The organism is Curtobacterium sp. MCLR17_040 (assembly GCF_003234735.1).
In the GTDB taxonomy this organism is placed as follows: domain Bacteria; phylum Actinomycetota; class Actinomycetes; order Actinomycetales; family Microbacteriaceae; genus Curtobacterium; species Curtobacterium flaccumfaciens.
The window spans coordinates 90,039-104,228 of sequence record NZ_QKTE01000010.1 but is presented as its reverse complement, the minus strand read 5'-3'; the positions used below and the strand labels follow the sequence as shown (position 1 = coordinate 104,228).

Annotated in this window: 12 protein-coding genes; 4 read left to right on the top strand and 8 right to left on the bottom strand. The window is 70.2% G+C overall.

Translation table 11 applies throughout. The features are described from left to right. Positions 1 to 15 precede the first annotated feature (15 nt). Positions 16 to 1,356, bottom strand: a complete 1,341-nt coding sequence (locus DEJ01_RS10800; RefSeq protein WP_258375684.1) for an alpha-amylase family glycosyl hydrolase — start codon at positions 1,354 to 1,356, stop codon at positions 16 to 18. A 168-nt stretch (positions 1,357 to 1,524) separates the two neighbouring features. Here DEJ01_RS10800 and DEJ01_RS10795 point away from each other — a divergent pair, with 168 nt between their 5' ends. Then, complete coding sequence (locus DEJ01_RS10795; RefSeq protein ID WP_197068669.1) at positions 1,525 to 1,836, top strand: DUF3253 domain-containing protein; 312 nt, start codon at positions 1,525 to 1,527, stop codon at positions 1,834 to 1,836. 140 nt (positions 1,837 to 1,976) lie between these two features. Here DEJ01_RS10795 and DEJ01_RS10790 read toward each other — a convergent pair whose 3' ends face one another. Then, positions 1,977 to 2,570: a nucleotidyltransferase domain-containing protein gene (locus DEJ01_RS10790; RefSeq protein ID WP_111092967.1), complete on the bottom strand. Its 594-nt coding sequence runs from the start codon at positions 2,568 to 2,570 to the stop codon at positions 1,977 to 1,979. 122 nt (positions 2,571 to 2,692) lie between these two features. Between DEJ01_RS10790 and DEJ01_RS10785 the strand changes: the two genes are divergently transcribed. After that, a complete protein-coding gene (locus DEJ01_RS10785) occupies positions 2,693 to 3,793 on the top strand; it encodes an SDR family oxidoreductase (RefSeq protein ID WP_111038241.1) in 1,101 nt (366 codons plus the stop codon). Between the two features lie 15 nt (positions 3,794 to 3,808). Here the strand turns inward: DEJ01_RS10785 and DEJ01_RS10780 are convergent, their stop codons facing one another. Beyond that, positions 3,809 to 4,882, bottom strand: coding sequence for a spore photoproduct lyase family protein (locus DEJ01_RS10780; RefSeq protein WP_111092966.1), 1,074 nt, complete (start codon positions 4,880 to 4,882; stop codon positions 3,809 to 3,811). A 44-nt stretch (positions 4,883 to 4,926) separates the two neighbouring features. On the opposite strand from DEJ01_RS10780, the gene DEJ01_RS10775 reads away from it, so the two are divergent. Continuing rightward, positions 4,927 to 5,232: a biopolymer transporter Tol gene (locus DEJ01_RS10775; RefSeq protein WP_111092965.1), complete on the top strand. Its 306-nt coding sequence runs from the start codon at positions 4,927 to 4,929 to the stop codon at positions 5,230 to 5,232. Positions 5,233 to 5,385: 153 nt separating this feature from the next. On the opposite strand, the gene DEJ01_RS10770 is transcribed toward DEJ01_RS10775, so the two are convergent. The 4 genes from DEJ01_RS10770 to DEJ01_RS10755 all read right to left on the bottom strand — a co-directional run bounded on the left by DEJ01_RS10770 (position 5,386) and on the right by DEJ01_RS10755 (position 10,680). Continuing rightward, a complete protein-coding gene (locus tag DEJ01_RS10770; protein WP_111092964.1) occupies positions 5,386 to 7,215 on the bottom strand; it encodes a beta-galactosidase family protein in 1,830 nt (609 codons plus the stop codon). A 121-nt stretch (positions 7,216 to 7,336) separates the two neighbouring features. Then, complete coding sequence (locus DEJ01_RS10765) at positions 7,337 to 8,671, bottom strand: sugar ABC transporter substrate-binding protein (protein ID WP_181438428.1); 1,335 nt, start codon at positions 8,669 to 8,671, stop codon at positions 7,337 to 7,339. A gap of 96 nt (positions 8,672 to 8,767) precedes the next feature. Continuing rightward, positions 8,768 to 9,739: a carbohydrate ABC transporter permease gene (locus DEJ01_RS10760; RefSeq protein ID WP_209049394.1), complete on the bottom strand. Its 972-nt coding sequence runs from the start codon at positions 9,737 to 9,739 to the stop codon at positions 8,768 to 8,770. Then, entirely contained in the window at positions 9,736 to 10,680 is a 945-nt protein-coding gene (locus tag DEJ01_RS10755; protein ID WP_071404236.1) for a carbohydrate ABC transporter permease, read from the bottom strand. Before DEJ01_RS10755 ends, DEJ01_RS10760 begins: the two co-directional genes overlap by 4 nt. A 196-nt stretch (positions 10,681 to 10,876) precedes the next feature. On the opposite strand from DEJ01_RS10755, the gene DEJ01_RS10750 reads away from it, so the two are divergent. Then, a complete protein-coding gene (locus DEJ01_RS10750) occupies positions 10,877 to 11,902 on the top strand; it encodes a LacI family DNA-binding transcriptional regulator (protein WP_181438279.1) in 1,026 nt (341 codons plus the stop codon). 488 nt (positions 11,903 to 12,390) lie between these two features. Here the strand turns inward: DEJ01_RS10750 and DEJ01_RS10745 are convergent, their stop codons facing one another. Next, positions 12,391 to 13,896 (bottom strand): alpha-N-arabinofuranosidase, encoded by a 1,506-nt coding sequence (locus tag DEJ01_RS10745; RefSeq protein WP_110865198.1) that lies wholly within the window; start codon positions 13,894 to 13,896, stop codon positions 12,391 to 12,393. Between the last annotated feature and the right edge of the window lie 294 nt (positions 13,897 to 14,190).

The window sequence follows — 14,190 nt, the reverse complement described above, 5'->3', positions numbered from 1 at the left end:
CCCGACCGTTTCTGCTCACGAACGCGACAGGACGGCCCAACCCCCGGCCGGGAGGCGCAGGGTCCCGTCCCCGAGATCGGCCCCGCCCGCCTCGACCTGCGTCGCGTCGGCCACGGGCACCTCGACGGGTTCGTCCGACAGGTTCAGGGCGGTCACCACGGCGGCATCCGCCGTCGCGGTCCGCAGCACCACGGCGGTGTTGGTCAGGTGCACGACGTCGGTGTGTGCGCGGTGCAGCCACGGGTTCCGGCGACGCAGGGCGATGAGCGCCTCGTACGCGTGGGTCAGGTCCGTCGGCTCCGGCACCTCGGCCGGGAACTCCGGGCGGACCGCGTCGTCGCCGCCCTCGCGTTCCTCCTTCACCCCGGTCCAGCCGTACTCGTCGCCCGCGTAGACCACCGGGGTCCCCGCCACCGTGAACAGCACCGCGGCGGCGTGCCCGGCGAACCGCTCCCCCACCGCGCTCGCGATCCGGGTGACGTCGTGGTTGCCGACGAACGTCGTCGGGGCGAAGGTGGCCAGCAGCGCGTCGTGCCGCTCGATCGCGTGCGCGAGCTCGTGGCCGTTGCGGTCCGCGATGCCGTGCCAGATCCCCTGCCACAGCTCGTACTGGGTCAGCGAGTCCATCGTCGAGTCGCGTGCGATCACCGCCGCGTCGCCGTGGATCACCTCGCCGCTGAACCAGGCGTCCGGGAACCGCTCCCGCACCCGCGGCAGCACCCGCGCCCAGAACGCCGGCGGCACCGCGTACGCCGCGTCGAGCCGCCAACCGTCGACGCCGCGGGCCAGCCAGTGCGTCATCACCCCAACCACGAGGTCCTCGGTGGCGCGACTGTCGTGGTCGAGCGCGACGAGGATGTCGTGGCCCTCGAACAGCCCGACGGGCACGGGCTGCCCCGGCTGCCACCCGGACCAGTCGATGGCGAACAGGTCGGCGGTCGGCGCCTCCGGGCCCCGGTCCGACAAGGCGGTGAAGGCCGGGTGCTCACGGCCGACGTGGTTGAACACCCCGTCCAGCAGCACCCGCACGCCCCGCTCGTGCGCCGCGGCGACCAGGGCGTCGAAGTCGGCGTCGTCGCCCAGGCGCGGGTCGACACGGAAGTGGTCGACCGTGTCGTACCCGTGGGTCGAGCTCGCGAACACCGGGCCGAGCAGCAGGCCGTTCAGACCGAGGTCGACGACGTGGTCGAGCCACCCGGTCAAGCGGTCGAGGCGGTGTTCGAGCGGACGCTCCCCCACCGGTGGCGCAGGGCGGACCTCGGCGCCGACGAAGCCGAGCGGGTAGACGTGCCACCACATCACGTGCTGCACCCAGGCCGGCTCGGACGGACGGGCGGGGGCGGTCTCGGGGTTCACCGCTCCGATGCTGCCAGGCGCACCTGGACCGTGTGCGTGGTCGCTGTGTGCCGCCCCGCCGAGCAGGACGAGGATGGGGCCATGGGACGGGCGATCAGGACGGAAGCCGATGCGTCAGCATCGGAGTCGGCACACGCCGAACGGACCTGCGCCTCGTGCGGGCGACGGATGCCGTCCTCCGCGGCGCCGGAGGCGAAGTGGTGTTCCGGAGCCTGCCGTCGACACGGCCTCGACGACACCGACCGGGCCCTCGAGCAGCGCATCGACGAACTGCTCGCGGCACGGGCGCGGACCTCGAGCATCTGCCCGTCCGAGGTCGCACGCTCACTCGACCCGGACGACTGGCGACCGCTGATGGAGCCCGCACGTCGAGCCGCCCGCCGCATGGTCGCGCGCGGCGAGGTCGAGATCACCCAGGGCGGGTCCGTCGTCGACCCCTCGACCGCCAAGGGCCCGATCCGCATCCGCCGTCCGCGGTGATCCGGGTCGCGGTGATCCGGGTCGCGGCGCGCCTGTTTCAGGTGTGCTCGTGAACCGTTCGGATGAGCCGTTCGAGCGCGGTCACCAGCGCCCGTGTCTTCTCCTTGCGGCCCTGTCGACGGCGCGCACGCGGGCGCCCATCAGATGTACGTCCTGATCTCCTCGCCGAAGACTGTTCGGGCTTCTTCTCGCCACGACCCGACGAGCGGGTCTCCCTCGGCCACGAACCGACGGAGATCAGCGCGGGTCACGTCGAAGACCTGGCACTCGTTGCCGGTCCACCGCCGGACGAGGTCACCGAGGCGGACGACGACGTCGGTGTCGACGGTCTGCTCGAAGACGACGAGGAGGTCCAGGTCGGACGCCGGCGTCGCGGTGCCCCGCGCGACTGACCCGAAGATCGAGACCGAGAGGACCCCGGCCTCCGCCGACTCGACGTAGGCGCCGATCCGACGTTCGAGTTCGTCGCCTGCTTCGAGGCCGAGTTCCACCGCTGGCCAGAGCAGGTGTTCCCGGTTGACCCGGTAGGCAGAGTGCTGGAGACCACGCTCGACCTGAACGAGCCCTGCTGCCTCGAGCTTGTCGAGCGCGCGTTTGATGCCGGTGTGCTGCGCAGCGCCCGCGACCCGCGCCACCTGGCGTCCGGTCAAGCCGGAATCGGTCCGGGCGAGGACGCGGAGCGCGTCGGCCTGCGTGGCCCCCAGCAGTGTGGCGAGTGGTTTCACGAGTTGCATGTTGATGCCTCCGCAAGAAGTGTACCGATCAGCGGTACATGTGGTGCGTTTTTGTGCACACTGAGCGCGCGACGGGACGCGGGGAGGGAACACGTGTCGTCCAACGTCGGTTGCATCGAAGGATGACTGCAACCGGATCGACCGAACAGACCTCTGCCCGCCGCGAAGCCCTGGTCGTCGGAGCCAGTGGCATCACCGGTTCCGCCCTGGTGCGCCACCTGCTCGACCTGGGCTGGGACGTGACGGCGCTCTCCCGCCGACCGCTCGCTGAACAGGGCGTCCGGACCGTCGCAGCCGACCTGCGCGACCCCGAGAGCCTGGCGGCCGCACTCGCCGACGAGCACCCGACCCACGTCTTCTTCACCGCCTGGCAGCGGCAGGACACCGAGGCGGAGAACATCCGCGTGAACGGCGGCATGGTCCGCGACCTGCTCGCGGCGCTGTCGCACGCTCCGCTCGAGCACGTCGCCCTGGTCACCGGCCTGAAGCACTACCTCGGCCCGTTCGAGGCGTACGCCGCCGGCGAGATGCCTGACACCCCCTTCCACGAGGAGGAACCGCGCCTCGACACCCCGAACTTCTACTACGCGCAAGAGGACGAGCTCTTCGCCGCAGCCGAGCGCCAGGGGTTCACCTGGTCCGTGCACCGCTCGCACACCGTGATCGGGCACGCGGTCGGCAACGCCATGAACATGGGCCTCACACTCGCCGTCCAGGCCACGCTGGCGAAGGAACTCGACCTGGACTTCGTGTTCCCGGGCAGCGAGGCGCAGTGGAACGGCCTGACGGACATGACCGACGCCGGCATCCTCGCCGAGCACATGGTGTGGGCATCGACGTCACCCGAGGGTGCCGACGAGCCGTTCAACATCGTCAACGGTGACGTCTTCCGGTGGCGCTGGATGTGGCCGCGCCTGGCCGCGCACCTCGGTGTCGACCCAACGCGCGTCGTGGGCTACGAGGACGCTCCGCGACCGCTCGAGGAGCAGATGGCGCCGTACGAGTCCGAGTGGGCCGGCATCGCCGAGCGCCACGGTCTCGCCGAGGCCGACATCACCCGGCTCGCCTCGTGGTGGCACACCGACGCCGACCTCGGTCGTGCGATGGAGGTCGTCACCGACATGGGGAAGAGCCGCGACGCCGGGTTCACGGCGTTCCGCCGGACCGAGCAGGCCTTCGCGGACCTGTTCGCCCGGTACCGGGCCGACCGCCTCATCCCCTGATCCGTCGGGGGCCGGTCAGAAGGCGTACCGGATCCGGCAGGACGGCAGGTGCTCGGCCACGAGTTCGCGGAAGCGCTCGACGAGCTGCCCCTTCATGCCGGACCGGTAGCGCACGTTCACGGCACCGTTCTGGGACACCTTCTGCTCCTGCAGGTCCGGACGCCACAGCAGGTCCTCGGCCTTGGGGTGCCACCCGAGGTTGACCTCGTGCAGGGGCTGGTTGTGGGTCAGGAAGATCACCTCGGCCGCGAGCTGCGCCTTGGCGCCCGGGGACAGCACGTCGTCGACCTGCCGGAGCAGCTCGGCCCAGTCCGACTCCCACGTCGGCGTGAGGATGACCGGTGAGAAGTTCAGGTGGACCTCGTAGCCGGCGTCGACGAAGTCGTTCGCCGCGGCGATCCGCTCGGCGATCGGGCTCGTACGGATGTCGGTGACCTTCGCGGTCTCGTGCGGCATCAGTGAGAAGCGGATCCGGGTCCGGCCCATCGGGTCCCAGTCGAGCAGGTCGCGGTTGACGTACTTCGTGGCGAACGAGGCCTTGGCCGTCGGCGTCATCCGGAACAGGTCACAGAGGTCGCGGACGTTGTCGCTGATCATCGCGTCGACCGAGCAGTCGCTGTTCTCGCCGATGTCGTAGACCCAGGACTCCGGGTCGCACTGGTTTGGTTCGGTCTTCGGCCCCTGCTTGGCGATGTTCCGCGCCACGTGCTTGGTGATCTGGTCGATGTTCGCGAACACGGTGACCGGGTTGCTGTAGCCCTTGCGCCGCGGCACGTAGCAGTAGGCGCACGCCATCGCGCAGCCGTTCGCGGTGGACGGTGCGATGAAGTCGGCGGAGCGACCGTTCGGCCGGGTCACCAGCGACTTCTTCACGCCGAGCACGAGCGCCTCGGTCTTGATCCGCACCCAGCGCTGGACGTTCCGTTCGTCGCCGTGCACCTCGGGGATGTTCCAGTGCGACTCGACCGGGACGATCTCGGCGTCCGGCCAGCGCCCGACGATCTCCTGCCCACGCTGCAGTTCGAGGGCGGCCGGCTCGGCGTAGATGCGTCGGACGTCGAGCATCGGGCGGACGCGTTCGTGGCTCATCGGCTCCTGTCTACCCGGCACCACCGACGGTGCAGACTCGGACCATGACCGCCGAACCCGACGACCACTTCTTCGTCGTGGACGGCCGACGCTGGCGCCGCACCGACCCCGCCCTGCCCGAGGAACTCGCCGCCGCGCTCCGCTCCCACCTGGGACACGGGCGCAACGCCGTGAAGACCGCGAAGCGCGCGGGCGACGACGAGGCCCTGGCGGCGGCGCGGCACCGGAACGGCCTGGCCAAGCACGGGCTGGGCGAACGTGGCCCCGAGTGGTGGACCCGCCACGAGGCCGACCGGATCGCCGATGCCGAGCGCGCCCTCGCCGACCTGGACGCTCTCGACCGCGACTGATCCTTCCCACAACGCCCGCGATGGAAAGCAGAATCGGGCGTACCTGGTTGAAACTTCCGACCAGGGACGCCCGGTTCGACCAGGTACGCCCGATTCGACCAGGTACGCCCGATTCGACCAGGGACGCCCGATTCGACCAGGCTGCGCGCCCGGCTAGGCCTCGGTGTGACCCAGGTCCGGCTCGACGAGCAGGCACGCGGTGCGGGACGCAGCGGCGTGCAGTTCGAGCACGACGAGCTCGTTGCGACCGTGGCGGAGCACCGGCCCCGGGATCGCCAGGGTCTGCTGCGGGCCTCGCGACCAGTACCGACCGAGGCAGAACCCGTTGACCCAGGCGACACCCTTCCGGAACCCGTCGAGCGACAGGTACCGGTCGTCCACGGTGTCGAGGTCGAACGAGCCAGCTGCGAACGTCGGCCCGGCGAGCACCTCGCCGCCGGTCGGAGCGACCTCGGACAGCGCGGTCACGGCGGCCGGTGCGATGGGGTCGAGGGCGAGCGGTGACGCCGTCCACCGGGCGACCGGGACGCCGTCGATCGAGACGCCGCCGATCAGGCCCTTCGGCTCGCCGATGCGGATGCCGTAGTCGACGCGGCCCTGGTCCTCGACGAGGAGCTCGAGCGTGCCGGTCACCGGCGGCAGGGCGATGGCGCGGTCGTGGTGCTCGCGCTCCAGGACCCCGACCACGACACCGTCGGCGGACACGATCGCTCGGTCGCGCACCTCGGTACCGACGGTCAGCACCCCTCCGGCGGGCAGGTCGACCTCGGCGCGGTAGGCGACGAAGCCGCTCGCGGCTCCGAGGGCGTCGAAGGTCGGCGGCTCGTCGTGCGCGGACCACGCCGTGAGCGTGGGCAGCAGGGAACGGAGCGACGCGACGCGGTCCAGACGGACGGCGAGGTCCGTGGCGGGGGTGATCCGGGCCTCCAGGCCGTCGCCGGACGCGGCCACGGGACCGAGGCGACCCGATCCACCACGCTCCATCGTCGCGGGCAGCGGCGGGACGGGCGCGTAGCGCGCGATCACCGAGCGGAAGGCGTGGAACTTCTCCGTCGGTCGGCCGGCCTCGTCGAGCGGGGCGTCGTAGTCGTACGACGTCGCGATCGGGCGGTAGACGCCCTTGTCGTTCGCGCCGTTCGTGAAGCCGAAGTTCGTGCCGCCGTGGAACATGTAGATGTTCACCGAGCCGCCGGCCGCGAGCAGGACGTCGAGGTCCTCGGCACTGGCGGACGCCGGCGTGGTGTGGTGGTGCTCGCCCCAGCTGTCGAACCAGCCGTCCCAGAACTCCGAGCACATCAGGGGCCCGGTGGGCTGTGCCTGCCGCAGGCGCTCGAGCCGGGCGGCGGAGCGTGAGCCGAACGAACCGGTCTTGTGCAGCGAGGGCAGGGAGCCGTCCTCGAGCATCGTGCCCATCGGCTGGTCGACGCTCGTGAAGGGGACGGTCAGCCCGATGTCGCGGTGCATCTGCTCGAGTGCGCGCAGGTACTCGGAGTCGGAGCCGTAGGCGCCGTACTCGTTCTCGACCTGCACCAGGACGATGGGCCCGCCCTGGTCGATCTGCCGCGGGACCAGCACGGGGGCCAGGTGCTGCAGGTACGTCTCGACCGCTGCGAGGAAACCGGGCTCGTTGCGCCGGACGCCCACGGAGCCGTCGGCGAACAACCAGTACGGCAGACCGCCGTTCGTCCACTCGGCACAGATGTAGGGGCCGGGGCGGACGATGGCGTGCATGCCCTCGGCGGCGACGAGGTCGAGGAAGCGGCCGAGGTCCAGGCCACCCGACAGGTCGAAGACCCCGGGCGACGGCGCGTGCGCGTTCCAGGCGACGTAGGTCTCGATGGTGTTGAGGCCCATCAGCTTCGCCTTGCGGATCCGGTCGGCCCACAGGTCGGGGTGCACGCGGAAGTAGTGGATCGCGCCGGAGAGGACCCGGTGCGGCTCGCCGTCGAGCAGGAAGTCGGTGTCGCCGATGGCGAAGCGCATGGTGTGGTTCTTTCGTTGCCGGCCGGGCCGGGCGTCGAGCCGGGCCGGACGTGGAGCCGGGCCGGGCGTGGAGCGGGGCCGTGCGGACGTGTCCGCACGGCCCCGCGGGGATGCTGTCGAACTACTTCGACGAGACCGTGAAGCCCTGGTCCTTGCCGTACTTGGCGAGGGCCTTCTGCCAGGCCTCGAGGCCGGCGTTGAGCGAGGTGCCGTTCTCGTACGCCTGACCGACGGTGTCGGCGTAGACGCTGTTCGCGTACACCTGGTAGGGCAGGTAGGTGAAGTCGTTGTCCGAGGACTTCGACGCGTCGACGAGCACCTTGTTGATCTGCTGACCGCCGAAGTACTCCGGCTTCTCGTCGAGGAACGCCGACGAGTCGAGGTCAGCGGTGGTCGACGGGAAGCCGCCGGACTCCATGAAGACCTTCGTGGACTCCTTCGAGGAGTTCAGCCACTTGAGGAAGCCCGCGGCGAGGGCCGGGTTCTTCGACTGCTTCATGACGACCTGGGCGCTGCCGCCGTTGTTCGCGGTCTGGGCGGTGCCACCGTCGTAGGTCGGCATCGGGGCGACGCGCCAGTCACCCGAGGCCTGGGCGACGCCGGACTCCAGGTTGCCGGGCATCCAGGCGCCGGTGATCATCGTGGCGATCTCACCGTTGCCGAGCTGCTTGTACCAGTCGTCGGTCCAGCCGACCGTCTTCGACAGCAGGCCCTGCTCGACGAGCTCGTTCCAGGTGCTCGTCCACTTCTTGGTGCCCTCGTCCTGCAGGTTGATGGTCACCTTGTCACCGTCGGTGGTGAAGGGGGTGCCACCGGCCTGGGCGATCATGCTCGTGGTGAAGCCGGCGTCGCCGGAGTCCGCCGCGATGTAGGCCTTCGGGTCCGCCTCGTGCAGCTTCTTGGCCGCGGTGACGTACTCGTCCCACGTCTTCGGCACGGCGATGTCGTGCTTGTCGAAGACCTTCTTGTTGTAGAACAGCGCCATGGGGCCGGAGTCCTGCGGCAGGCCGTAGACCTTGCCGTCGATCGACACCGAGCTCCAGGTGCTCTTCGCGAAGTCCTTCTCGAGCGAGTCGAAGCCGTAGCTCGACAGGTCGAGCAGCGACTCGGACAGGGCGAACTGCGGCAGGGCGTAGTACTCGACCTGGGCGACGTCGGGGGCGCCCGAGCCGGCCTTGATCGTGTTCTGCAGCTTCGTGTACTGGTCGGCACCGGTGCCGGCGTTGACGAGCTTGACCTTCACCTTGGGGTACTGCTTCTCGAACGCGGCGACCTGGGCCTTCGCCGACGGGGTCCACGACCAGTAGGTCAGGGTGCCACCGTCCTTCAGGGCCTTGTCGATGTCGTCGGCCGATCCGCCGGAGCCGGAGCCGCCGGAGGCGCACGCGGCGAGGGCGATCGCGGCGGTGACGCCGATGGCGAGGGCGCTGAGCCCGCGCCGGAGACGCTTGTTCATGGGAGTGCCTTTCACTTCTTCGTGGAGGGGGTGGTGCTGCTGTGTGCCGGACCGGAGGGCAGGGGCGGGGTCGCCACGGGCCTCCCGTCCGAGGGATCAGGCCTTGACCGACCCGGCCGCGAGGCCGGACTGCCAGAAGCGCTGGAGGAAGAGGAACGCGACCACGATCGGGATGATCGTGAGGAGCGATCCCGTGACGACGAGGTTGTAGATCGGCTGCGCGCCGGACCCGGTGGCCTGCGCGTTCCACTGGTTCAGGCCGACCGTCAGCGGGTACCACTTCGGGTCGCTCAGCATGATGAGCGGCAGGAAGTAGTTGTTCCAGGTGGCGACGACCGCGAACAGCAGGACGGTGACGACACCGGGCGCGAGCAGGCGGAGCGCGATGGTGAAGAAGATCCGGAACTCACCGGCGCCGTCCATGCGGGCGGCCTCGAGCAGTTCTGCCGGGATCGCGTCGACCGCGTAGGTCCAGATCAGGTACATGCCGAACGGGCTGATCAGCGAGGGCAGGATGATCGCCCACGGGGTGTTGGTGAGGCCGACCTGCGAGAACAGCAGGAACGTCGGGACCGCCAGGGCCGTGCCGGGGACCGCGATGGCGCCGAGGACGACGGCGAAGACCGCGCGGCGACCGGGGAACTGGAACTTCGCCATGCCGTAGCCCGCGACGGTGGCGAGCAGGGTGGCCCCGCCGGCTCCGACGACCACGTAGAGCAGCGTGTTGCCGAACCACTGCAGGAAGATGCCGTCGTTGTACGTCACCGTGTCGACGATGTTCTGCCAGAGGTTGAAGTCCCCGCCGAACCACAGACCGAACGTCGAGAGCAGCGACGCCTGCGTCTTCGTGCTGTTCACGAGCAGGTAGAACAGCGGCGCGAACGAGTACACGACGAAGACCACCATGACCGCGGTGAGCAGGCCGGAACGCTTCGGCTTGCGTCCGCCTTCCGCGGTGCGGAGCTGCCGGGAGGCGCGGATCGAGCGGGTGCGCGGCGCACGCTGCGTCGTGGTCGCCTCGGTCACCGTGGCCGCTGCGGGCCCGGCGGGGTGCTGGATGGTGCTCATCGGTTCTCCTCGCGGGTGCCGCGGACCTGGACGACGTAGGCGATCACCGCGGTGATCACGCCCATCACGATCGCGACCGTGGCGGAGTAGTTGAACTGCTGACCGCTGAAGGACAGCGAGTAGGCGTACATGTTCGGGGTGAAGGCGCTGCCGATGACGTTCGGGGCGAGCGTCTTGAGCAGGTTCGGCTCGTTGAAGAGCTGGAAGCTGCCGATGATCGAGAAGATCGTGGCGATGACCATCGGGCCGCGGAGCGCCGGGAGCTTGATCGAGAAGACCGTGCGCATCGGGCCGGCACCGTCGAGCTCGGCCGCCTCGTACAGCTCACCGGGGACGGTGCGGAGTGCGGCGTAGAAGATCAGCATGTTGTAGCCGAGGAACTCCCACGTGACCACGTTGCCGATCGACGTCAGGACCCAGCTCGGGCTGAACGGCTGCAGCAGGTCGATGCCGAGCGCGTCGTTCGCGGCACCCGTCAGACCGAACTGGTTGCCGTAGATGAAGCCCCAGATCAGGGCGGCGACGACACCGGGGACGGCGTAGGGCAGGAACACCGCGATGCGGAAGAAGCTCGTTCCCCACAGTCGGGCGCTGTCCAGGGCGAGGGCGGCGACGAGCGCGAGGCCGAGCATGATCGGCACCTGGACGACCAGGAAGATCGCGACCCGGCCGAACCCGGACCAGAACTTGGCGTCCTGGAAGAGCTGCACGTAGTTGGCGAACCAGACGAACTGGTTGCCGCCGATGAGCTGGTCGCGGAACAGGCTGAGCCAGAGCGCGTAGCCGATCGGCACGATGAGCATCAGGACCAGGACGACGACGAACGGGCCGACGAACAGCCATCCGGTGAGCCGTCCCCGCGGCTTGGGGCGGCGGCCGGCCGGGCGCTCGGCGGTGGGGCGCGGTGCTGCCTCACCGGGGCGCGCTGCGAGCGTGCTCATGTGACTCCTTCGTCTGCTGCGTTCGGGTGGTCGATGTCGGCGGCTCGGCCCGGGCCGGATCAGGGTGTCCGGGCGGTCACCGATGTTGACGTCAACATCGAACGACGCGACGATAGCATGGCAACGTCAACATGCGCTAGCGTCCGGGGAGGCCGACCGTTCGGCCCCTCGATCCGGAAGGAGCGCCAGCGTGACGATGGAGTCCCCCGCCGGCACCCGCCGCGCCCCCTCGATGGCCGCCGTGGCCGACGCCGCCGGGGTGTCGATGCAGACGGTCTCGCGCGTCGCCCGGGGCTTCGACAACGTCAGCCCGGAGACCCGCGACCGCGTCCAGCGCGCGATGGAGTCCCTCGGCTACCGGCCCAACCGTGCCGCCCGTGCCCTGCGCTCCGGCCGCTTCCGCACCATCGGCGTGATCATGTTCACGCTCGCGTCCTTCGGCAACATGCGCACGCTCGAGGCGATCGCCGACGCCGCCGGGGTCGCCGACTTCACGATCACCCTGCTGCCCATGGCCTCGCGCACCGAGGCGGGCGTCCGTTCCGCGTTCTCGCGCCTGCACGAACAGGCCGTCGACGGCGTCGTGATCATCATCGAGTCGCACATCATCGACACCGCCGAGGTCGTGCTGCCCGACGGCGTGCCCATGGTCATCATCGACTCCACGGGCAGCACCGACCACCCCGCGATCGACACCGACCAGGCCGACGGCGCCCGGCAGGCCACGCAGCACCTGCTCGACCTCGGGCACGAGACCGTCTGGCACGTCGCCGGTCCGGAGTCGTCGTACTCGGCAGCCCGTCGCCTCGCCGCGTGGCAGGACACCCTGACGCGCGCCGGTCGACCGGTGCCCCCGGTGTTCCGCGGCGGCTGGACGACCGAGCACGGCTACGAGGCCGGGCTCGAGATCGCCGCACGCCCGGAGATCACCGCGGTGTTCGCCGCGAACGACCAGACCGCCCTCGGGGTCCTGCGCGCCGCACACGAGTCCGGACGCCCGGTGCCGTCGTCGCTCAGCGTGGTGGGGTTCGACGACTCCCCCGAGTCCGACTCGTTCTGGCCGCCGCTCACCACCGTGCACCAGTCCTTCGACGAGGTCGGCCGCCGCGCGGTCGCGAATCTGCTCGCCCAGATCGACGGCGAGCGGGTCAGCGTCGCGGCCGACCTGGTGCCGGTGCGGCTCGTCGAGCGTGCGAGCACGGCGCCGCCGCCGGCGCGCTGACGCGGCGCGCGTTTCGCGCTCACCGACACCTCACGCGTGCACGCCCCCGTGAACTGTCGCCCAGCCCGTGGACTCGCGCCCGCGCCGGACAGGACGCCCGGTGCCAGGCCGCCACGCGCCTCCCGGCCGCCGCCGCGACGCCACGGCACCTCCCCTTCCGCGAAAGCGACAGAACCGCGCCGAACGTCCGTGGAGAACTGTCGGTTTCGCGGACCTGACCCGGCTAACTGCCGACCACCTGTCGCTTTGGCAACCACATGCCGGACGGGAGGCCCGGTGCCAGGCCGCCACGGGCCTCCCGGCCGCCGCGCGGGTCACGTCACGGGCCAGCGACAGTCCACGCGCCCGTCACCCCGCGAACTGTCGCCCAGCACGTGAACTCGCGCCGCCCGCCGCGCCCCCGCAACGAGCAGAGGACGTCGGGCGCGAGCGCCCGACGTCCTCTGTGCTCACTCGACGCCCGCCGTGGCGTGCGCCGAGGCGCCTTGTCAGCCGATCGAGACGGCGGTCCAGGAGACCGGCGGGAGCTCGATCGTGACGGTGTCGCCCTCGCGGCGGACCGACTCGTTCGTGCGGAGCCCCACGCGCGAGGTGTTCTCCAGGTCGTTCACGGCGTGCAGGTCGTCGTCCCAGACACCTTCGGCGTGGACGTCACCCGTCGCACCGATGCCGGCCAGGTCGATCGTCACCGTGGTCGGCTCGGACGGGTGGCGGTTGATCAGGAAGACCGCGGCCTTGCCGTCCTCGGACACGGTGGCGGCGGAGTCCACGACCGGGACCTCGCCGTGCTTGCCGCCGTCGACCGTGTCACCAGAGGCCTTGACCTGCAGCGAGGTGCCCTGCGCCAGGCGCGAGGTGACCGAGAACGGGAAGAAGGTCGTCTGGCGCCAGGCCGGGCCACCGGGCTCGGTCATGATCGGGCCGATCACGTTGACGAGCTGGGCGAGCGAGGCCGAGGCGACGCGGTCGGCGTGGCGGAGCAGCGAGATGAGCAGGCCACCCACGACGACGGCATCGGCGACGGTGTAGACGTCCTCGAGCAGTCGCGGGGCGACGGGCCACTCGTCGAGCGTGAAGGTCTTGGCCTTCGCTTCCCACTTCTTGATCGACCAGACGTTCCACTCGTCGAACGAGATGTCGATGCGCTTGTCGGACTTCTTCTGCGCCTGGACGTGGTCGGCGGCCGTGGTGACCGTCTTGATGAAGTGGTCCATGTTGGCGCCCGAGGCGAGGAACGACGGCAGGTCGTCGTCCTCCTCGTAGTAGGCGTGCGCGGAGATGTAGTCGACGTCGTCGTAGGTGTGCTCGAGGACGGTGCGCTCCCACTCGCCGAACGTCGGCATCGACGCCCCGGAGGAACCGCAGGCGACGAGCTCGAGGTCGGGCTGGATCTGCCGCATGGCCTTGGCGGTCATGGCGGCGAGCTTGCCGTAGTCGTCGGCGTTCTTGTGGCCGAGCTGCCACGGGCCGTCCATCTCGTTGCCGAGGCACCACATCTTGATGGCGAAGGGTTCCTGGCGACCGTTCGAACGACGGTATTCGGACAGTGCGGTCCCGGCGTCGATGTTCGCGTACTCGAGGAGCTCGATGGCCTCCTGCGTGCCGCGGGTGCCGAGGTTCACGGCGAGCATGAGCTCCGAGCCGACCTGGTCGAGCCAGTGCTGGAACTCGTGCAGGCCGACCTCGTTGGTCTCGGTCGAGTGCCAGGCCAGGTCGAGGCGGCGGGGGCGCTGCTCGACGGGGCCGACGCCGTCCTCCCACTTGTACCCGGAGACGAAGTTGCCACCGGGGTAGCGGATGGCGGAGACGCCGAGTTCCTTGACGAGTTCGACGACGTCCTTGCGGAAGCCGTGCTCGTCGGCGGTCTCGTGGGTGGGCTCGTGGATGCCGTCGTAGACGTGGCGGCCGAGGTGCTCGACGAACCCGCCGAACAGGCGACGTCGCACCGGCCCCACGGTGAACGCGGCGTCGAGGACGAGGTGTGTGCGGGGCATGGATCTCCTTCGATCGTGGCAGTGCGGTTCGTGCGGGGAGCGGGTGGGGCCACGGACGGGAACCGAAGCGGGCCGTCACGAAAGTGAGCGCTCACCTGACGGAAACGCTACCGGGTTCCACGCCGTCGCGAAAGGGGTGGCGGATGCCGGGAGCGAGCGCTAATGTGAGCGCTCACGGAGCACCGGAAGGTCGTTCCGTGTCCGGAGCAGCAGTGCTCCGGGTCCGGAGCAGCGATGCTCCGGCGGGAGCACCGACCCTGTTCCCGAGCCCGGCCCATCCCGATGGAGTGATGC